This window comes from Vibrio mexicanus, assembly GCF_001012815.1.
Lineage (GTDB): Bacteria > Pseudomonadota > Gammaproteobacteria > Enterobacterales > Vibrionaceae > Vibrio > Vibrio mexicanus.
This window is the reverse complement of the sequence record NZ_JYJP01000143.1, coordinates 120,178-140,755: the sequence shown is the minus strand read 5'-3', so window position 1 is coordinate 140,755 and position 20,578 is coordinate 120,178. Positions and strand designations below refer to the sequence as shown.

11 protein-coding genes and 5 pseudogenes are annotated in these 20,578 nt (G+C 47.0%); 9 read left to right on the top strand and 7 right to left on the bottom strand.

The window, feature by feature from the left end; all coding sequences use genetic code 11:
- Positions 1 to 117 precede the first annotated feature (117 nt).
- Both UA76_RS21255 and UA76_RS21250 read left to right on the top strand, forming a co-directional pair.
- A complete protein-coding gene (locus tag UA76_RS21255) occupies positions 118 to 1,050 on the top strand; it encodes an ABC transporter ATP-binding protein (protein ID WP_047049836.1) in 933 nt (310 codons plus the stop codon).
- Positions 1,043 to 1,812 (top strand): annotated as a pseudogene (locus tag UA76_RS21250) (ABC transporter permease). Before UA76_RS21255 ends, UA76_RS21250 begins: the two are co-directional and overlap by 8 nt.
- A 112-nt stretch (positions 1,813 to 1,924) precedes the next feature.
- Here UA76_RS21250 and panC read toward each other — a convergent pair.
- The 7 genes and pseudogenes from panC to sfsA form a co-directional block, all read right to left on the bottom strand.
- Positions 1,925 to 2,824: a pantoate--beta-alanine ligase gene (gene panC, locus UA76_RS21245; RefSeq protein ID WP_047049835.1), complete on the bottom strand. Its 900-nt coding sequence runs from the start codon at positions 2,822 to 2,824 to the stop codon at positions 1,925 to 1,927.
- Positions 2,825 to 2,848: 24 nt separating this feature from the next.
- Positions 2,849 to 3,643, bottom strand: coding sequence for a 3-methyl-2-oxobutanoate hydroxymethyltransferase (gene panB / locus UA76_RS21240; RefSeq protein ID WP_047049834.1), 795 nt, complete (start codon positions 3,641 to 3,643; stop codon positions 2,849 to 2,851).
- Between the two features lie 23 nt (positions 3,644 to 3,666).
- On the bottom strand, positions 3,667 to 4,152 hold the full coding sequence (gene folK / locus UA76_RS21235) for a 2-amino-4-hydroxy-6-hydroxymethyldihydropteridine diphosphokinase (RefSeq protein WP_047049833.1): 486 nt from the start codon (positions 4,150 to 4,152) through the stop codon (positions 3,667 to 3,669).
- On the bottom strand, positions 4,149 to 5,510 hold the full coding sequence (pcnB, locus tag UA76_RS21230) for a polynucleotide adenylyltransferase PcnB (protein ID WP_047049832.1): 1,362 nt from the start codon (positions 5,508 to 5,510) through the stop codon (positions 4,149 to 4,151). Before pcnB ends, folK begins: the two co-directional genes overlap by 4 nt.
- Before the next feature lie 88 nt (positions 5,511 to 5,598).
- Positions 5,599 to 6,488: pseudogene (gene gluQRS / locus UA76_RS21225) on the bottom strand (tRNA glutamyl-Q(34) synthetase GluQRS).
- A gap of 107 nt (positions 6,489 to 6,595) precedes the next feature.
- The gene (gene dksA, locus UA76_RS21220) at positions 6,596 to 7,042 is read right to left on the bottom strand and encodes an RNA polymerase-binding protein DksA (RefSeq protein ID WP_047049831.1); all 447 of its coding nucleotides are present in this window, start codon (positions 7,040 to 7,042) and stop codon (positions 6,596 to 6,598) included.
- Positions 7,043 to 7,150: 108 nt separating this feature from the next.
- A complete protein-coding gene (gene sfsA / locus UA76_RS21215) occupies positions 7,151 to 7,897 on the bottom strand; it encodes a DNA/RNA nuclease SfsA (protein ID WP_047049830.1) in 747 nt (248 codons plus the stop codon).
- 97 nt (positions 7,898 to 7,994) lie between these two features.
- On the opposite strand from sfsA, the pseudogene hrpB reads away from it, so the two are divergent.
- From hrpB to UA76_RS21180, 7 genes and pseudogenes are all read left to right on the top strand, one after another.
- Positions 7,995 to 10,435: pseudogene (gene hrpB, locus UA76_RS21210) on the top strand (ATP-dependent helicase HrpB).
- Positions 10,435 to 12,839, top strand: a pseudogene (gene mrcB, locus UA76_RS21205) (penicillin-binding protein 1B). Before hrpB ends, mrcB begins: the two co-directional pseudogenes overlap by 1 nt.
- Before the next feature lie 164 nt (positions 12,840 to 13,003).
- A pseudogene (locus tag UA76_RS21200) lies at positions 13,004 to 15,290 on the top strand (patatin-like phospholipase family protein).
- 267 nt (positions 15,291 to 15,557) lie between these two features.
- Positions 15,558 to 18,146, top strand: a complete 2,589-nt coding sequence (gene acnB / locus UA76_RS21195) for a bifunctional aconitate hydratase 2/2-methylisocitrate dehydratase (protein WP_047049829.1) — start codon at positions 15,558 to 15,560, stop codon at positions 18,144 to 18,146.
- 164 nt (positions 18,147 to 18,310) lie between these two features.
- Positions 18,311 to 18,679: a YacL family protein gene (locus UA76_RS21190; protein ID WP_047049828.1), complete on the top strand. Its 369-nt coding sequence runs from the start codon at positions 18,311 to 18,313 to the stop codon at positions 18,677 to 18,679.
- Between the two features lie 209 nt (positions 18,680 to 18,888).
- Complete coding sequence (locus tag UA76_RS21185) at positions 18,889 to 19,251, top strand: P-II family nitrogen regulator (protein WP_047049827.1); 363 nt, start codon at positions 18,889 to 18,891, stop codon at positions 19,249 to 19,251.
- 2 nt (positions 19,252 to 19,253) lie between these two features.
- A complete protein-coding gene (locus UA76_RS21180) occupies positions 19,254 to 20,483 on the top strand; it encodes an ammonium transporter (protein ID WP_047049826.1) in 1,230 nt (409 codons plus the stop codon).
- Positions 20,484 to 20,578 lie beyond the last annotated feature (95 nt).

The following is a 20,578-nucleotide window of genomic DNA, read 5'->3' as shown; positions in this document are numbered from 1 at the left end:
AAAGCGCAGAAGACGATCTTCTGCGCTTTTTTATTATTAATTACTAATATAGGGTTGAAAATTGAGAATGTTGTTAGCATTTGTTACTCAACACTAGTGAAGAGAGTCGTGCAATTTATGTATGCATTAGAGATTGATCAGCTTCGTAAAACCTATTCGGGTGGTTTTGAAGCTTTAAAGGGCGTTAGCCTGAAGGTGGAGAAAGGGGACTTCTACGCATTGTTGGGGCCAAATGGCGCGGGTAAGTCGACCACGATCGGCATCATTTCATCCTTGGTGAATAAAACCAGTGGTAAAGCGCGAGTATTTGGCCTTGATATTGATACAGATTTGGAGTTGGCCAAACAGAATTTAGGTTTAGTGCCGCAAGAGTTCAACTTCAACCAGTTTGAAACCGTCGAGCAGATCGTTCTGCAGCAAGCTGGCTACTATGGCGTGTCACGAACGCTGGCAAAAGAGCGCGCTAAAACGTACCTATCTAAACTCGACCTTTGGGAGAAGCGCAGCGAGCGGGCTCGTAATCTGTCGGGTGGTATGAAGCGTCGTTTGATGATTGCACGTGCGTTAATGCATGAGCCTCAACTGCTGATATTGGATGAGCCTACCGCGGGGGTAGACATCGAACTTCGTCGCTCTATGTGGGAATTCCTTAAAGAGATCAATGAAAAGCAAGGTATTACCATTATCTTGACGACTCACTACCTAGAAGAGGCGGAGATGCTATGTCGCAATATCGGCATCATCAATCGTGGGGAATTAATTGAAAACACCACGATGAAATCGCTGCTGAATAAGCTTCATGTAGAGACCTTTATTCTCGATATCGAAAATGTGGAAAAGGTTCCGCAGTTAGCGGGTGTGAATTCTCAGAAGGTCGAAAAGGGCTCATTAGAGATCGAGATTGAAAAGAGCGATGGTTTGAACCATGTCTTTAGCCAATTGACCGAATCAGGCGTTAAAGTGCTGTCGATGCGTAACAAAGCAAACCGCCTAGAGGAGCTGTTCGTCAGCATAGTGAAAGAGCAGCGTGAGGAGAGCAAGAATGTATAGTTTGTACTGGACGGCATTCGTTAGCCTGTTAACAAAAGAAGTAAACCGTTTTACGCGAATTTGGGTGCAAACGCTGGTTCCACCTGCAATTACCATGACGCTCTATTTCATTATCTTTGGTAATTTGATTGGCTCTCGAATTGGAGAGATGAACGGCTTCAGCTATATGGAATACATTGTTCCTGGCCTGATTATGATGTCGGTGATCACCAACTCCTATTCCAATGTTGCTTCGTCATTTTTCAGTGCTAAGTTTCAGAAAAACATTGAAGAGCTCTTAGTGGCTCCAGTGCCAAACTATGTGATCATCGCTGGCTTTGTGATGGGTGGTGTTGTACGTGGCTTGCTGGTGGGGCGATCGTGACCTTTGTGTCGCTGTTTTTCGTCGACCTGCAAGTTGAGCACTGGGGCATTATCATTGCCACGGTTTTCTTAACCTCGGTGGTGTTTTCTCTTGGCGGCCTGATCAACGCCGTATTTGCAGGTACGTTTGATGATATCTCAATCATTCCAACCTTTGTGCTCACACCATTGACCTACTTGGGCGGCGTTTTCTACTCAATCAGCCTGCTGCCGGAGTTCTGGCAGGGTGTATCGAAGATTAACCCAATTGTGTACATGGTGAATGCGTTCCGTTACGGCTTTTTGGGCGTATCAGATGTAGGTATCGTGACTTCGTTTGGTGTACTTGGCGTGTTTGTCGTAGTGCTTTATGCCATTGCACATTACTTGGTGACCAAAGGCATTGGACTACGTTCATAAGCGGTAGTGCATTTACTTACACTGGTATAACACGTTAATAAGAATAGAAAAGGGGTGATGCGATGCATCACCCCTTTTGATATTCATAGAATAGGTAATCTGGAACTACGGTCTATTCACTGTCAGAAGTCGTCTCAACAGACTCTTCTTCTTTGCTTTCAACAACCATTTCAACCACTTGGTTATCAATGAGTCGGGCTTGGCCGAGGAAAGCCGACATCAGAATAACCGCTTGGCTTGATTCTGCGGTGACAGCTTGCAGTGTTCGGGCATCACGAATGTAGATCTCATCAGGTTGTAGGCCTGCAGCTCTAAGCTGATCGCTGGCATCTTCAATGACCGATGCGTAATCGTCACGGCCACCACGAATCGCACTGCTGATCCAACGCATGGTTCTTGCTAGCACTGGCGCACGTTGGCGCTCATCCATGGTTAACAAACCATTGCGTGAGCTCATTGCTAGGCCATCCATTTCACGAACAGTAGGCACACCAACTATCTCGATGTCCATTGCCAGATCAAGCGTCATCTGACGAATAACCGCCAGCTGTTGGAAGTCTTTCTCGCCAAAGCAAGCAACATCAGGTTGAACGATGTTGAATAGCTTAGTCACAATTGTTGCCACGCCGCGGAAATGACCCGGGCGTGATGCGCCTTCAAGCATGGTTGAAAGACCAGGGACTTCAACGAAGGTCTGCTTATCCAAACCTTCTGGGTACATGATCTCTGGTGTTGGAGTAAAGACAATCTCGACAGCTTCCGCCGTTAGTTTGCTTAGGTCGTCGTCTAAGGTACGCGGGTAGTTTGCTAAATCGTCTGCACGTTCAAACTGCATTGGATTAACAAAGATACTCACTACAACCACATCGGCGTGCTCGCGCGCTTTGCGTACGAGTGTCAGGTGTCCTTCATGCAGGTTGCCCATAGTTGGGACAAACGCTATTTTCTTACCTTCACGTTTATACTGTTTGATTTGCTCTCTCAGAGCGCTAATCTCAGCAAATGTCTGCATCTTCAATCCTTATAGACCGTTAAATTAGGCGATGGTATGAGCGTCATCTGGGAACGCAGCACTTTCTACATCTTCAATGTATTTCGCTACCGCTTTGCGCATATCGCCTGTTTCAGCTAAGAAGTTTTTCGAGAATTTTGGCATGTAGTTCGCCGAAATACCAAACATATCGTGCATAACTAAGATCTGACCGTCAGTTTGATTACCGGCACCGATACCAATGACTGGCACATCAAGTACTTCGGTAATTCGAGCGGCTAAGCCTGCTGGAACACATTCAAGCAGAATAATTTGTGCGCCAGCTTCTTGAAGTGCTAGGGCATCCTTTACCATACGGTCGGCATTCTCTTGCTCGCGGCCCTGAACTTTATAGCCGCCGAAAATGTTGACCGACTGAGGCGTCAAGCCTAGGTGAGCACATACCGGAACTGCGCGCTCAGTAAGCATTTTGACGGTATCAACTAACCAGTCACCACCTTCAAGTTTCACCATGTTCGCGCCTGCACGCATTAGCGTTGCTGCGTTCTCACACGCTTGCTCAGGCGTTGCGTAGCTCATGAATGGCATATCAGCCATTAGCAAGCAGTTCGGGCTGCCTGCGCGCACACAGCGCGTATGGTAAGCCACGTCATCGACGGTAACAGGCAAGGTATCAGTTTTGCCTTGTAGTACCATGCCCAAAGAGTCTCCAACAAGAAGAACGGGCATGTTTTGGCTTTCGAACAGCTGCGCAAAGCTTGCGTCATAGGCTGTAGAAGTCGCGAACTTTCGACCCTCTTTTTTACATTTGATAAGGTCGTTGATGGTAATTTTTTTCATGGGTATTCCTTACTAGGAGTTGGCTATGATTGCCAAGTACTGAGCCCGTTTCTATCGACTACTTTGAGCAGCGTTTGCAGGTCAGTCCCGTCAGGGAGAGTTAAACTTGGTGCGATTTCTGCGAGCGGGTAGAGCACGAATTCGCGCTCTTTCATTCCATAATGTGGAACGGTTAGACGTTCGGAATCGATCACCTCATTGCCGTATAAGATGATATCGAGATCGAGGGTTCTTGGCCCCCAACGTTCATCTTTGCGGACACGCCCTTGCTCTAACTCGATAGCTTGAGTGCAATCGAGCAGTTCAAGAGGCGTTAATTCGGTTTGGATAGCGACCACCGCATTGATGTAATCCGGTTGGTCTTGAGGCCCCATCGGCGTACTTGAGTAAAGCGAAGAGCTACTGACAAACTGACTCTTTGGCAGCTGCTTTAGGGCTTCAATGGCGTCATTAGCTTGCGTGACAGGATCAGATAGATTGCTGCCCACGGCGATGTAGGCGGTGATCATGATTCTGGTTTACTCTTCTTCTTGCGGTAAGTCTTGCGGCGACGGCCTGATTTGGATGCAGAGCTTGAGCTATCAACATCTGCAACCATGGCTTGGCGCATGTTGCGGCCAGCGTTTTGGAACGTTTCCCACCATTTAGCGAGCTGTTCTGTCTCTTCGCCTTCAACTTCGCCGCGCATCTCAAGGAAGTCGTAGCCCGCACGGAATTTGTTCAGTTCCATCAAGCGGAATGCACGTTTGCCATTACGGCGAGGTAAGCGCAGTTGAAGTTGCCAGATCTCACGGATAGTTGCCGTGTGTCGACGAGGGATTGCAATGGTTTTTACTTGCTGATCGAGGATGATGTTGCTGGCTTCCATGATCGCATCGTAATGCCCGAGCTTACGATCTGTCATTAATGACTCAGCAAGGCTGTTTAGCGGATACCACAGCATGGCGGCAAACATAAACGCAGGGTTAATGCGCTTGCCTTCTTCAATGCGAATGTCTGTCGAATCTAGGACGAGATCCAGCATCAGCTCGGTCGGAGAAGAGTAGTCTTCAGTGAAGTGCTCGGCCAACACAGGGAATAGCTGTTGGAATAGATTGTACTCACGCATTAGGTGGTAGGTTTCCAAGCCATAGCCCGATTGCAGCAGTTTCAATGACTCTTCATAGAGTCTTGCTGACGGAATATCTTGCAGAAGATGGGCAAGGTGCTCAATCGGTTCTGCAGTATCTTCTTCGATGTCGAAATCCAGTTTGGCTGCAAAACGAATCGCGCGCAGCATGCGCACGGGATCTTCGCGGTAGCGCGTATCAGGATCGCCAATAAGACGAATTAATCGGTCTTCAAGGTCTTCAACGCCACCCGCGTAGTCGTGAATGCTGTAATCGCTGATGCTGTAGTACATCGCGTTAATTGAGAAATCGCGACGTTCGGCATCTTCATCGATGGTGCCATAGACGTTATCGCGTAGCAGCATTCCTTCTTTGGATTGAGCGGAAACATTCTTGCTTGGTTCTTGATGGTGACCACGGAATGTCGCCACCTCAATAATGTCTCGACCAAACATGATGTGTGCTAGACGAAAGCGACGGCCAATTAGACGGCAGTTGCGAAACAGTTGCTTGATTTGCTCTGGGGTTGCGTTGGTCGCAATATCAAAATCTTTTGGAGACTGACCAAGTAGCAAGTCGCGTACGCCACCACCCACAAGGTATGCGTCAAAGCCTGCACCGTTTAATCGGTAGAGAACTTTTAGTGCATTGTCGCTGATTTTTTTTCGCGAAACATTGTGCTCTTGGCGAGCAATGATATTCAGTGAAAGTTCTGGATACACGGTAGTCTCGCTTTGTGTTTGGTCGTTGTTTTTCATCTAAATTCTATTAAAGATCGGCTTAGCCAATCTCTGTTGGTATACGTGTTATCACCCAGTGAGGATGAATTTTGCGGCTAATAATAGCTTACACAGCCTCATTTGAGAACTTTGCTGTGATCTTGGTCGAATCAGGCAGTTGAACAATGCGCCAATTCTGGCTTCCCCAAGCAATGATTTCGCTGACTGTTTTAGCTTCAATGTCATGTGGCAATTGAAAGCCTAGAAACGTCATTGCCATTAGCAGCGTCGGTTTTGGGTTGTTGATATCAATCGCCGTTGCATGATTTTGCTTGGACAGCTTATTGCCATTTTCATCCATTGCGAGTGGCAAGTGCAGATAGTTTACGGGCTCAACGTTAAGAGTTTTATACAAACTGATTTGTCGCCCTGTGGGCTCGATGAGATCGGCGCCTCGTACTATCTCTGTTATGCCTTGCTCTATGTCATCTATGACAACCGCTAGGTTGTAGCATAAAGGCCATCGCGTCGTTTGATGATGAAGTCTTCTTGTGCGAGCGCATTAGGAATGAGCATGTCGCCATGTCTAAGGTCGGTAAACTGATTGACCGGATGATCCATGCGCAAGCGAATCGCGCACTCATCAACATTGTTAGGTGGATTATTTCGACACGTGCCAAGGTAATATCCACCTGATTGTTTGATCTGTTTTCGAGTGCATTGGCAGTAATATGCCTGGCCGTTTGCTAGCCATTTATCGATCTGCTGTTGGTACAGATTGTGGCGGTCACTTTGATAAGTGACTTCATCATCCCAATTGAGCTCATAAGCCTTGAGTGCCTGTAAGATTAACTCTGCCGAACCTTCAACTTCTCGTGGTGGGTCGATGTCTTCAATGCGAACCAACCATTTGCCTTGCTGAGACTTCGCCTGAAAGTAGCTGCCGAGCGCGGCAACGAGAGAACCAAAGTGAAGTGGGCCAGAAGGAGAGGGTGCAAATCGGCCGATGTAACTCATATGTGTTTAACCTGTATGGGCGCAGCAGCCCCAAAAAACAACAAATTCAAAGGGTATAAAAACAACAAAAAGGGAGCGTAAGCTCCCTTTCTTATGACTCGACTTCGTTAGCCTTGCATCTGTTTTTCTTTGATTTCTGCAAGTGTTTTACAGTCAATACAAAGGTCTGCAGTAGGGCGTGCTTCTAGACGGCGGATGCCGATTTCCACACCACATGACTCACAGAAACCAAAATCGTCTTCTTCGATCTTAGTCAGCGTTTTCTCAATCTTCTTGATCAAGCGACGCTCGCGGTCACGGTTACGCAACTCTAGGCTGAACTCTTCTTCTTGCGAAGCGCGGTCGACAGGGTCTGGGAAGTTAGCCGCTTCATCTTGCATGTGATGAACCGTGCGTTCTACTTCTTCCCTAAGCTGATTACGCCAAGCTTCTAAAATCTTTGTAAAATGAGCCATCTGCTCAGGTGACATGTACTCTTCACCCGGCTTTTCTTGATAAGGCTCAACACCTGCAATGGCTAGGATGCCTAGCGCTTTTTTCTTTGATTCTGGCATGCAGCAACTCCTACTAACACCTAGTCAACTGCTTGAGCAGTCAATTTAAGGCGGGTATCTATAGCAAAAACAAACTGAGGTGGCAATTCTAGGAAACTAATCTTATTGTCATTGTGAAGGTGGCATCACTTTTTTACTGTTATTGATAAATTCAACAGCAGATTTGAGAGAGAAGCCATCTTCGGAGAACTCTGCTTTGTAGCACAGTACCTCCACACCTTGTTGTATTGCTTGGTCCAATAATTTCGAATAATTGGCATCTATATGGTGGGCAGCCGAAACTTTTTCAATGCCTGAATGTAAAACAGTAAACAAAAGTACCGCTCTGCTTCCATTATTTGCCATTTCTGTGAGCTCCCGCAGGTGCTTTTGACCTCGAGTTGTCACTGTATCAGGGAAGTAGCCCTGTCCATCTTCTTCGGTGTCATCCAACAGAGTCACGCTTTTCACTTCTACATAACAGTGTGGCTTATCTTGGCTATTGAGCAAGATATCGATGCGACTATTTTCACTGCCATACTTCACTTCAGTTTTCAGCTCGTTATAGCCTTGCAGCTCTTTTATCACGCCGTTGTTTATTGCATCGACCGCCAGTTGATTTGCGCGTGCGGTGTTGACACAAATGTGGTGACCCGTTTGTGTCTGAGTTAGCTCCCAACTATTTGGGTACTTTCTCTTGGCGTTATCAGAAGTGGAATAAAGCACAGTGTCGCCCGGCGTTGCACACCCCGTCATAGCACCGGTGTTGGCGCAGTGAATAGTACGAACTTCGCCATCGGAAAGTTCAATATCCGCAAGAAAGCGCTTGTAACGCTTGATGAGCGTTCCCGCTTGTAAAGAAGGTTTGAAGTGCATTTTATTACTGTTTTTATGTACAATAGTCTCGATATTAAATCATAGGGATAGCCCATTGTCACAAGCTCCTTCTCACACTTTACCTATTGAAAGCGTTATTGATGATCTTCTTGATTCAATCCGCTCTTGTCACCAAACAATCTTAAAAGCAGAACCCGGTGCGGGTAAGTCGACCTACTTCCCACTCCAGTTGGTTAAGCGAAGTGCGGTTCAAGGGCGAATTATTATGCTAGAACCAAGACGTTTGGCTGCGCGCAATATAGCTACTTATCTGTCTAAGCAGTTGGCTGAGTCAGTGGGTCAGCGAGTCGGGTATCGAGTCAAAGGTGAATCTAAGGTGAGTGATCAAACTCAACTTGAGATTGTGACGGAAGGGATCCTGACAAGAATGATTCAATCAGACCCAGAGCTCACAGGTATTGACGCGATCATCTTTGACGAATTTCATGAGAGAAGTATTCATGCGGATATGGGCTTAGCACTGTGTTTAGAGATCCAAGAAGCCTTGCGCGACGATCTTAAATTGGTGGTAATGTCGGCGACTTTAGATCAGGAGGCGTTGCAGGCTTTGATGCCAGATGCGAAATACATTGAGTCGCAAGGCCGCAGTTTCCCTATTGATTACAGTTACAAACCACTGGCTGTTAACGATCGATTAGTGCCTAAAATGGCGGAAACCATTCGTCAGTTAATGAGCACGCAGTCAGGATCATTGCTGGCATTTCTGCCGGGTACTGGCGCGATTCGTCAACTGGAAGAGCAGCTAGATTTGCCCAGTGATATCGATGTTTGCCCTTTGTATGGACAGCTCGACTACGCTCAGCAGCAAAAAGCGATTGCTCCGGCGGAGCAAGCACGTCGCAAAGTGGTATTGGCAACGAATATTGCCGAAACGTCCTTGACCATCGAAGGCATTCGAATCGTTGTCGATTCCGGCTTAGAAAGAGTCGCGAAGTTCGACCCTAAAACCGGTATCACTAAGTTAGAACAAGTACGTATTGCCCAATCATCCGCTCATCAACGCGCAGGCCGTGCAGGACGGATAGAAGCAGGTTTTTGCTGCCGCCTATACAGCGAACAGCAGCTTAATCAACAGCCTAAGGTTCCGAGCGCAGAAATACTCCACACCGACCTAAGTTCACTAGTGATGGAGCTTATTAACTGGGGGAGCAAGATCCTTCAGGGTTACGATGGTTGGATTTACCTCCTCAAGCCGCTTTCTCTCAAGCGCAATCACTTCTTGTTCAATTGCAGTTAATTGATGAAGCGGGGCAACTTACTCCTCAAGGCCGCGAGGCATACTCATTAGGTATAGAGCCACGATTAGCCAGCATGTTAGTCCGAGCAAAATCCCAAGGCCCAAGTATGCTGCAAACAGCGATTGCTGCTGCGGCGTTAGTGGAAGAGCCTGAACGCAACATGTTGGATTTGCAATACAGCCTGCACCGACTATCCATCGGTAAGCACAGCAATGGACGACGGGTATTAACGCGAGCGAAACAGTTGGCGAATAAACTCAAAGTCTCTTTCTCATTGGAAAAAGTAGAAGAGAGCGAATTAGGTTTAGCGTTATCACTTGCTTACCCTGACCGAATTGCTCAGCGACGCAGTGCTGGAGCTTCCCATAGTGCTTTTCGACTCGCTAACGGCCATGGCGCGGAGCTCAGTAATGAGCAAACCCTGTCTGATGAAGCCTATGTCGTTGCTTTTGACTTAATGCGTACAGGGCGAGATGCAAGCCAAGTGTTTCGAGCGGTGAAAGTCGATATCGATGAGCTAGCAGAGTGTTTCCCTGATGCTTTTTATGACCAAGAGCACGTCGATTGGGATGAAAACAGAGGCTCGCTCGTGGCTCAGCAGCGCCTAACGTTGGGTAAGTTAGTGATAAAAACGCGCGACCTTCCAGCGCCTGATGGCGAAAAAATGACGCAAGCTTTACTTAATTTTATCCGTCGTAAAGGCCTTTCAGTACTAGAGTGGAAGGAAAGCGATAACGAGTACCTTGAGCGTGTTCGCTGTGCAATCGAGTGGCTGCCGAATGAGTCTTGGCCAAGTATGGATGATCAAAGCTTACTGGATGATCTAGAAGCGTGGTTAACGCCTTATATGAATGGCATTAAGTCAGTTAAACAGTTGGCCAAGCTTTCAGTGAAAGAGGCTTTAGAAGCGCGCTTGGGATGGCCGCTCAATCAAGAAATTAACACGTGGTTGCCGACGCATTACCGAGTGCCGACCGGCTCCAACAAGCGCATTCGCTATCAAGTGGGTCATGAGCCACTGTTATCGGTCAGAATGCAAGAGATGTACGGTGAGCAAAGTTCACCTGAAATTGCTCAAGGGACAAAGAAAGTGGTGTTAGAGCTGCTTTCACCCGCACAAAGGCCACTTCAGCTAACGCGAGATCTTGCCAGTTTTTGGGCAGGGTCTTACAAGGAAGTGCAAAAAGAGATGAAGGGACGCTATCCAAAACACGTTTGGCCAGACGATCCTGCAAATCACGTAGCAACAACCAAAACGAAACGACAGTTGGACAAATAATGACAACGCCTAAAAAGCCAACCTCGAAGAAGCCGACAACCAAGCGAACGACGAAGAAAACTGCTAGTAAAGCTGCAGCGAAAAAATCGCCGCGCCGCTCTACTGCCAAGAAAAGTCCGTCGAAGAAAAGTGCAGCAAACAAACGTTCGTGGAAGCAAAAGCTATGGGGAATTACATGGAAGAGTGCCTTGGCACTGTTTTCCGTGCTTTTGTTCGTTGGTATTTATCTAGACAGCGTGGTTAAGCAGCGCTTTGAAGGCCAGCTGTTTGATTTGCCGACTGTGGTCTATGCGCGAATTTTGCATCTTTCTCCGGGCGACACTCTTTCGCTGAAAGAGCTGACCAATGAACTTGATGTCCTCAACTATCGAAAAGTGCGCTCACCACGTTATGCGGGTGAATACTCTGCCTCTTCCACACGTGTTGAATTGATTCGTCGTCCGTTTGAGTTTTCTGATGGACCGGAAGCGGACAGACACGTCATGCTGCACTTTGATCAATCAGGCTTACAGCGTATTCAATCTTTGGATCAACGAGGCGATCTCGGGTATCTGCGGATTGAGCCTAAGATGCTTGGAATGCTTGAGAGAAATACGCCAGAGCAGCGCCTTTTCCTACGCAGAGAGCAGTTCCCTGAGGTGATGGTGGATGCTCTGCTTGCCACGGAAGATCGCAACTTCTATCAGCATGATGGCGTGTCGCCTGTAGCAATACTTCGCGCAGCAGTGGCCAATGCTAAAGCCGGCCGCACGGTGCAAGGGGGCAGTACCTTAACCCAGCAGTTAGCAAAGAATATCTTCTTGTCGAGTGAGCGTACGTTGTGGCGCAAGCTTAGGGAAGCTTACATCGCCATCATTCTCGATTACCGCTACGACAAAGACCAGATTCTCGAAGCCTATTTGAATGAGGTTTACTTAGGTCAAAGTGGCGGTGAAGCGATTCACGGTTTTGGACTGGCTTCTCGGCTCTACTTTGGTCAGCCAATTCAAGAATTGCGTATTGATCAGTTAGCACTTTTAGTCGGCATGGTTAAAGGACCGTCGTATTACAATCCTATTCGCTTCCCAGATCGCGCAAAGCAGCGTCGTGACTTGGTGCTGCGCCTGATGATGCAGCAAAACACCTTGACGGCATCAGAGTATGATGAAGCTGCTAATCGTCCGTTAGACATTCAGGACAACCCTCGTATTGCAAGTCGCCAGCCAGCATACTTCCAGCAGCTTAATATTGAGTTGAGAGAGAAAGTCGGCCCTGCATTTCAGTCGCAAAATGGCTTAAGAGTCTTTACCTCGCTCGACCCGGTTTCTCAGCACGAGCTTGAGAACGCGATTTCATCTCGCATACCCCAACTGGCGAAAACGGCAGGGAAAGAGTTGGAAGCCGCTGCGATTGCGGTCGACCGTCACAGTGGTGAAATTCGCGCGATGGTTGGTGGTAAGCGAACTGGCTATGACGGTTTTAACCGCGCGTTGAACGCCAGCCGACAAATTGGCTCGTTGGCAAAACCAGCCGTGTATCTCACTGCACTGAGCCAGCCAGAGAAATACAATCTGGCGACAACACTGCAAGATAAGCCGATCAGTTTGAAAGGCAGCCAAGGCAATGTTTGGTCGCCAAGAAACTACGATCGAAAGTTTAGAGGTGATGTTCCGCTATACTCGGCGCTTTCTCGCTCCTTGAATGTGCCAACGGTTCAATTAGGTATGCAATTAGGTATCCCAAATGTAGTGAACACGCTGGAGAAGCTTGGTGTTGATAGAGCTGAGATTCGCCTGTGCCGTCGATGTTTTTGGGGTCATTCACTTTGACGCCATACCAAGTCGCGCAGATGTATCAAACGCTGACTAACTCAGGCAGAAAGGCTGAGCTGTCGGCCTTGCGTTCGGTTATCGATTTAGATGGTAATGTCCTGTACGAATCTATCCCAAGAGTTAAACAGACCGTTGACCAGCAAGCGGCTTGGCTGACCACCTACGCGATGAAACGTGGCGTGATGGAAGGAACTGGCCGTTATCTCAATAACCGTTTTGCTTGGGCGGCGCTTGCCGGTAAAACCGGAACCAGTAACGATACTCGAGACAGCTGGTTTGTAGGGGTCGATGGGCGTGAGGTAACGACTATCTGGCTTGGCCGAGACGATAACAAACCAACCAAACTAACCGGCTCTAGTGGGGCGCTAAGAGTGTATTCCGATTATCTTGAGTCGAGAATTCCTGAGAAGTTATCTCTCCCTTGGCCACGAGGTATTACAACCGTGGGCGTACGTGCTTTGCCTGAAGGGGCACTAGAAATAGACTGTGCTAGCCAAACAAAGTTGCCAGTTTGGGATGTAAATCAGACGTTCAAGCAGCATTGTGAAAATCAATCGAAAGGCTGGATACAGAACCTATTCGATTGGAACTAAAGCGCACCGTTTAGCAAATTAAGTGCTTCTTTTTATGGGTATCTCTGACTATGATATTGAGGGTGTGTTGACTTAAGTTTAACTGCTAAAGGCAACACACCATTTAATTGAAATACACTTCGTTCCTTTATCTAGGTGCTGGTTTCGTGCGAACAATGACAAAAATGATGTGGGTAGCTGCATCGCTAGTGAGTAGTGCTAGCTTTGCAGATACGTCTATTAATGTGGCCAATCAGGATAGGCCAACCGTTGCGGTGGTATTGGCTGGTGGCGGTGCTAAGGGGGCAGCGCACATTGGCGTCTTGCAGGCACTGGAAGAGATGCGTATTCCGGTGGATATCATTACCGGTACCAGTATGGGCGCCTACATTGGGGGCCTTTACGCTACGGGCATGAGTGCGGCCGAAATTGAAAGCTTTATCTACAGCGTTGATTGGTCAAGTGGTTATCGCGATCGAGTCGATCGCAGCCAGCGCCGTGTGCGAGATAAAGAGTACGAAGATCGCTACCAGATCAATCCCAATATTGGGTTTAGCTTAAGCGAAATCCAACTGCCTCGTGGTGTGGTTAAGGGGCAGGGTATGTTGCGTATTCTGCGTGAAACCACCGGAAACCTGCCGCCATTTGAATCCTTTGATGAGCTTGCTATCCCTTACCGTTCGGTTGCGACCGATATTATAGAGCTTGAGCCTGTCATTATTTCTGAGGGCTACTTGTTGGATGCCATGATGGCCAGCATGTCTGTACCCGGTGCGCTACCGCCTTACACGATTGGTGACAAGCAGCTTGTCGATGGTGGCGTGACCAACAATATGCCAGTCGATGTGGCTCGTGCCATGGGGGCGGATATCGTTATCGCCGTTGATATCAGTACCGATTACAAAAGCGAAGACGAGTTTACCACCATATTCTCTGTGGCCGATCAATTATCTAACTATTTGGTTCGAAGAAGTACCAACCAGCAAGCATCAACACTGGGCGAACAGGACTTTTTCTTAAGACCTGAAGTGGGAGAGATGGAAACCACTGAGTTCGACAAGATGCCCGATGCGTTTAAGCAGGGGTACTCGGTCGTCCGTTCGGTTGAAGATAAGCTGTCGGCACTCACTCTCTCGACAGCCGATTATCAAGATTATATTGATGCAAAACAGGCGGCCCGTAAGAAGCTTGAATATGGCGATGAGATCTTGGTCGACGAGATCGTCATTGAAAACAACACGCACTACAGTGAAAGATTGCTGCGTAACCGCTTGGCGCTCAAGCCTGGTCAAGCGTACGAAGCAGAAGAGATAGAGCAAAGCATTCAAGATCTTTATGCTCTCGACCATTTCGAGCTCATCACCTATCGCTATGAACGTGAAGATGACAAAGATAAGTTAGTTGTTAGTGTGAACGAAAAATCGTGGGGGCCAAACTACGCTAACATGCGTTTCTTCCTTGAGGACGACTTTGCAACAGAAAGCCAGTATTCATTGGGTCTTTCACTAAATTTCACCGATATTGGTTTGGATGGCGCAGAATTTAGAACTAACCTCGAAATGGGCACTGATAAGCTGATTGAGACCGAATTTTACACTCCGCTAATGTCTACTCAGAAGCTCTTTACCACCGTTGGTTTTGGCTATAGTAATGACAAACGTTACGCGCCTATTGGCTCTGATGGTTTTTTCTCACCTAGTTTGGAAGATACCAAAAACACTTTGCCTGTGACTTATCGACAATGGGAAGGTGAGTGGGCGGTTGGCTATCAAGAAAAGCTCTGGCGTCAATTTAGAGCCGGTCTGAGGTACACCAAAGGCTATGCAGAGCTCTCTACTTTGCCAGCTTGTGGTGACATTGACTTTACTCGAGAGGGGGCTTTGTCAATTATCGTTACGACACTCTTGATGACTTCAGCTTGCCGCGCTCGGGTATGTACTTTGATGCTGAGTATCTGCTTTCGAGAGACAAGTCTGAAACCAATACCTCTTGCCTTGGGGCCTACCGAGCCAGTCGACGGATAATGTGACAGAAGTGAGCGCCAAGTTCATCGGTGCTTACACTTATGAGCGTCATACTTTAGTCGCGAATATGGACTTGGGCATAGTTCAAAACGAAAAAGCGACACTGCCAATAGATCCAAAGACGATCGGCGGCTTTTTGAACCTGTCTGGTATCCCAAGAAATAGCCTAATCGGTCAGAACTTGGCGTTTACAAGTCTGGTTTACCGTTACCGTTGGTTCGATAATGATTTCGGGTTGTTTAGCTCTCCGCTCTACATTGGTAGCTCTATAGAATATGGTGGCGTCTGGTCTGATCCGGATATCAATTTCCAAGATGCGCCTCTGTATCAAGCCGCGAGTGTGTTTGCCGGAATCAACTCGCCAATCGGTCCCGTCATGTTCGGATATGGTTTTACTGAAGAGCAATTCGATTCCGTTTATTTAATCATTGGGACGACATTTAAGTAGTGAATATTGGCCTAAATTCATCGGATTAATTTATGAAAATCATGCAACTTTCGTCTTAAGTTGCTATGTTGGTCAAAATGATCAGATTTTAATTTTAGGTTAAATTTGCTATCTTACGTCCCACAGTTTGGCCTCTCTGGCGCTGCTCATCAATACAATTGAATGACTTGTCTGGCAATGGAGAGCCAAGTTTCCAAGGATGTTCACTCCCTTATTCTTTGAATAAATAGCAATAAGAGGGAGGAACCGCAATGAGAGGAAAAAGTCGTGCTTGAAGCCTACCGTAAACACGTCGAAGAGCGTGCTGCAGAGGGAGTTGTCCCTAAACCTTTAGACGCAGAACAGGTCGCTGGACTTGTTGAGTTATTAAAGAACCCACCTCAAGGTGAAGAAGAGTTCATTCTTGATCTTCTAGAAAACCGAATCCCACCAGGTGTAGATGAAGCGGCTTATGTAAAAGCTGGATTCTTAACTGCTATTACTAAAGGCGAAGTGACTTCTCCACTAGTGAGCCGTGAGAAAGCGGCAGAGCTACTGGGCACAATGCAAGGTGGTTACAACATTGAATCACTGATTGCACTTCTAGACGATGATGCACTAGCGCCAATCGCTGTAAAAGCACTGTCTCACACTCTACTGATGTTTGATGCGTTCTACGATGTAGAAGAAAAAGCGAAAGCAGGCAATGAAGCGGCTAAGCAAGTTCTGCAATCGTGGGCTGACGCTGAGTGGTTTACATCGAAAGAGAAAGTGGCTGAAAAGATCACTGTAAAAGTATTCAAAGTTACTGGTGAAACAAACACCGATGACTTATCTCCAGCACCTGATGCATGGTCACGTCCAGATATTCCAGTTCACGCAAAAGCAATGCTGAAAATGGAACGCGAAGGGATCAACCCAGATGAGCCAGGTACTGTTGGCCCTATCAAACAAATCGAAGAGCTGCAAAAAGACGGTATCCAGCTTGCCTATGTGGGTGATGTTGTGGGTACAGGTTCGTCTCGTAAATCAGCAACTAACTCAGTACTTTGGTTTATGGGTGAAGACATCCCATTTGTACCAAACAAGCGCACAGGCGGTGTTTGTCTGGGTGGTAAAATTGCTCCAATTTTCTACAACACAATGGAAGATTCAGGCGCACTACCGATCGAGCTAGATGTTCAACAGATGAACATGGGCGACGTGATTGAAATTTACCCATATGAAGGCGTTGTGCGTAAAGATGGCGACGTGATCTCTAACTTTGAGCTAAGCGATGTGCTTCTTGACGAAGTGCGCGCTGGTGGTCGTATTCCACTGATTATCGGTCGTGGTCTAACTGGGCGTGCTCGTGAATCTCTAGGCCTAGCAGATACAGACCTATTTGCTAAACCAGTAGACCCAAGCGCTTCAGATAAGGGCTATACATTAGCTCAGAAGATGGTGGGTAAAGCGTGTGGCGTTGAAGGTGTTCGCGCAGGTCAATACTGTGAGCCTAAGATGACAACGGTGGGCTCTCAGGATACAACAGGCCCAATGACACGTGATGAGCTGAAAGACCTAGCTTGTCTTGGCTTCTCTGCAGACCTAGTGATGCAGTCATTCTGTCACACATCGGCTTACCCGAAACCAGTTGACGTTAACACTCACCACACACTGCCTGATTTCATCATGAACCGTGCGGGTGTTTCACTTCGTCCTGGTGATGGTGTTATCCACTCATGGCTAAACCGTATGCTTCTGCCTGATACTGTAGGTACAGGTGGTGACTCGCATACTCGTTTCCCTCTAGGTATCTCATTCCCAGCAGGTTCTGGTCTTGTGGCGTTTGCTGCAGCAACAGGTGTTATGCCTCTTGATATGCCTGAATCTATCTTGGTTCGCTTTAAAGGTGAAATGCAACCGGGTATCACGCTACGTGACCTAGTACATGCGATTCCTCTATACGGCATCAAGCAAGGTCTACTAACAGTAGAAAAAGCAGGTAAGATCAACGAATTCTCTGGTCGCGTACTAGAAATTGAAGGTGTTGAGCACCTTTCTGTTGAGCAAGCGTTTGAGCTATCAGATGCATCAGCAGAGCGTTCAGCGGCAGGTTGTACCGTTAAGCTGTCTCAAGAGTCTATCGAAGAGTACCTAAACTCGAACATCACTATGCTTAAGTGGATGATCGCGGAAGGTTACGGCGATGTACGTACTATTGAACGTCGTATTACGGCGATGGAAGAGTGGTTAGCAAACCCAGAACTACTATCTGCGGATGCTGATGCAGAATACGCGCATGTTATCGAGATTGATCTTGCTGACATTACTGAGCCTGTTCTATGTGCACCAAATGATCCAGACGATGCTCGCCTACTGTCTGATGTTCAAGGCACAGAGATCCAAGAAGTATTCATCGGCTCATGTATGACTAACATTGGTCACTTCCGTGCTGCAGGTAAGATGCTTGAAGAGTTCAATGGCTCTTTAAGTACTCGCCTATGGGTAGCGCCACCAACGAAGATGGATAAAGACCAACTTACTGAAGAGGGTTATTACGGTATCTTTGGTCGTGCTGGTGTACGTATCGAGACTCCAGGGTGTTCTCTATGTATGGGTAACCAAGCACGTGTTGCTGACAAAGCAACAGTGATGTCGACCTCTACACGTAACTTCCCGAACCGTTTGGGTACAGGTGCTAACGTTTACCTTGCATCAGCGGAACTATCGGCAGTAGGTGCGATTCTTGGCCGTATTCCTACTAAAGAAGAGTACCTAGAGTACGCTCAGAAGATTGATGCGACGGCAGCGGATACATACCGTTACCTGAACTTCCATAAGATGGATCAGTACACTAAGAAAGCGGATGAAGTGATTTTCCAAGAACCAGCATAATCTTGGATTGGTTACACTCTAAAATATAAAAGCACTTATCGAAAGGTAAGTGCTTTTTTGATCGTGAAGATCTGGTTGAGGAGCACTTTGCGCTATATACTCACCGCCCTCGCAATGTTGCGACGAGTATTAAAGAAAAGCATTCACTGTGATTAGGAGCCTATATGGAGTTTGAATTTACGCGAAATACATTGATGGGTGAATACTATGTGAAATGCAGCATGGGCCATGAGATAGTCGGACGCTGGCTCCAAGAGGAGATCGGCAAAGACAGAGACAAGATTGCTGAAGTAGAAGCTTTAATTGTCGATTCTCAAGGCAAGCTTTCAAGTGATTGTCGCTTGGAAGGCGCTGAAATCAGTTTGAGCATTCAAGGCGATGAAGTCACGATTCAAGAGAACGTGCTTGATCATGAAATGAAGCTGGAAGAGGGCAGTGAGTTCGACTTTTATAACTCAGAGAGTACGGCAAGCTGTGGTATCGATGATTTTGAGCTGCTGATTGAACGCTGGAAAGATTTTTTAGGCTACTAATCGATTAAGCGTCTCGACATATTGCACCGAACTGGTGAAAGAATATGTTAATGCATTGTTATAGGGAAAGGGTCGCACCAACATGGTGCGGCCTTTTTGCGTTTTAGAGGGGTTAGTTAAAGTAACTTCATATAAATCAATAATTTAAAAACTTGGCACGGCACTTGGATTATAGAAGGAAAAGGATGAGAGCTTCGGGAGAGGACACAATGAAACTGATTAACGCAATTATCAAACCCTTCAAACTAGACGATGTACGTGAAGCATTAGCCGATGTTGGCATCGAAGGTATGACGGTATCAGAAGTGAAAGGTTTTGGCCGCCAAAAAGGTCACACAGAGCTATACCGTGGTGCTGAGTATCAAGTTGATTTCTTGCCAAAAGTAAAACTGGAAATCGCAACTCAAGCAGAAAATGTAGACCGAGTGGTGGAAGCAGTGAGCAAAGCTGCGCATACCGGAAAAATCGGTGACGGTAAAATTTTCGTGTACGACTTGAGCCAAGCAGTGCGTATTCGTACTGGCGAGCTAGACGTTGAAGCCTATAAGAATTCGAAGGATTGGAGAGCATAATCATGGAATTAACAACAACAGTAACGGAATTACGTTACGCACTAGACACTTTTTTCTTCCTCATTTCAGGTGCGTTAGTAATGTGGATGGCGGCAGGTTTCGCAATGCTAGAAGCGGGTCTTGTTCGTTCAAAGAACACCACTGAAATTCTAACTAAGAACATCTGTCTTTACGCAATTGCGTGTACGACCTTCCTAATCGTGGGTTACAACATCATGTATGTCGATAACGGTGAAGGTGGTTGGTTACCGTCTTTCGGTACCCTTATTGGTACGCAAGGTGAAGGTGCAGATCACTCTCTAGAGTCTGACTTCTTCTTCCAAGTAGTATTCGTTGCAACAGCAATGTCTGTTGTATCAGGTGCGGTTGCGGAACGTATGAAGCTTTGGTCTTTCCTAATCTTCTCTGTAGTACTGACAGCGTTTATCTACCCAATGGAAGGCTACTGGACATGGGGCGGCGGTTTCCTATCTGAAGCAGGTTTCAGTGACTTCGCAGGTTCAGGTATTGTTCACATGGCAGGCGCAGCAGCGGCATTGGCAGGCGTACTACTTCTAGGTGCTCGTAAAGGTAAATACGGTAAGAACGGCGAAGTCTACCCAATTCAAGGTTCAAACATGCCACTAGCAACGCTAGGTACGTTTATCCTTTGGTTCGGTTGGTTCGGCTTCAATGGCGGTTCTCAGTTAATGGTGTCTGACTTTGAAAACGCAACGGCAGTTGGTCAAATTTTCCTAAACACTAACGCAGCAGCAGCAGCAGGTGCGATTGCAGCGCTTCTAGTGTGTAAAACGACTTGGGGTAAAGCAGACCTAACAATGATTCTTAACGGCGCGTTAGCGGGCCTTGTAGCAATCACGGCTGACCCTCTATCACCATCACCGCTTTACTCTGTAGCAATCGGTGCAGTATCAGGTGCGTTGGTAGTATTCAGCATCGTAGGTCTAGACAAGCTTAAGATTGATGATCCAGTAGGTGCTATCTCGGTACACGGTGTATGTGGTTTCTTCGGTTTAATGGTTGTGCCTCTAAGCAATGGTGACGCAACATTTGGTGCTCAGCTTCTGGGTGCAGCAGTAATTTTTGCTTGGGTATTTGGTGCAAGCCTCGTGGTATGGGGCTTACTAAAAGCAACAATTGGTATCCGCGTAACGGAAGAAGAAGAACTAGAAGGTATGGACATGCACGATTGTGGTGTTGGTGCTTACCCAGAGTTCGTATCAGTGAAGTAATATTTTCTTACAAACCATTAGTTAAAAAACCTGCCTGCATAGGCAGGTTTTTTTGTCTATGATCATTGTATTCTTAATAATGATGAATATAATAA

Coding starts and splice junctions, on each gene's coding strand:
- UA76_RS21255 (WP_047049836.1), top strand. CDS start 118: ATGTATGCATTAGAGATTGATCAGCTTCGTAAAACCTATTCGGGTGGT.
- panC (WP_047049835.1), bottom strand. CDS start 2,824: ATGCAGACATTTGCTGAGATTAGCGCTCTGAGAGAGCAAATCAAACAG.
- panB (WP_047049834.1), bottom strand. CDS start 3,643: ATGAAAAAAATTACCATCAACGACCTTATCAAATGTAAAAAAGAGGGT.
- folK (WP_047049833.1), bottom strand. CDS start 4,152: ATGATCACCGCCTACATCGCCGTGGGCAGCAATCTATCTGATCCTGTC.
- pcnB (WP_047049832.1), bottom strand. CDS start 5,510: ATGAAAAACAACGACCAAACACAAAGCGAGACTACCGTGTATCCAGAA.
- dksA (WP_047049831.1), bottom strand. CDS start 7,042: ATGCCAGAATCAAAGAAAAAAGCGCTAGGCATCCTAGCCATTGCAGGT.
- sfsA (WP_047049830.1), bottom strand. CDS start 7,897: ATGCACTTCAAACCTTCTTTACAAGCGGGAACGCTCATCAAGCGTTAC.
- UA76_RS21190 (WP_047049828.1), top strand. CDS start 18,311: ATGGAGTTTGAATTTACGCGAAATACATTGATGGGTGAATACTATGTG.
- UA76_RS21185 (WP_047049827.1), top strand. CDS start 18,889: ATGAAACTGATTAACGCAATTATCAAACCCTTCAAACTAGACGATGTA.
- UA76_RS21180 (WP_047049826.1), top strand. CDS start 19,254: ATGGAATTAACAACAACAGTAACGGAATTACGTTACGCACTAGACACT.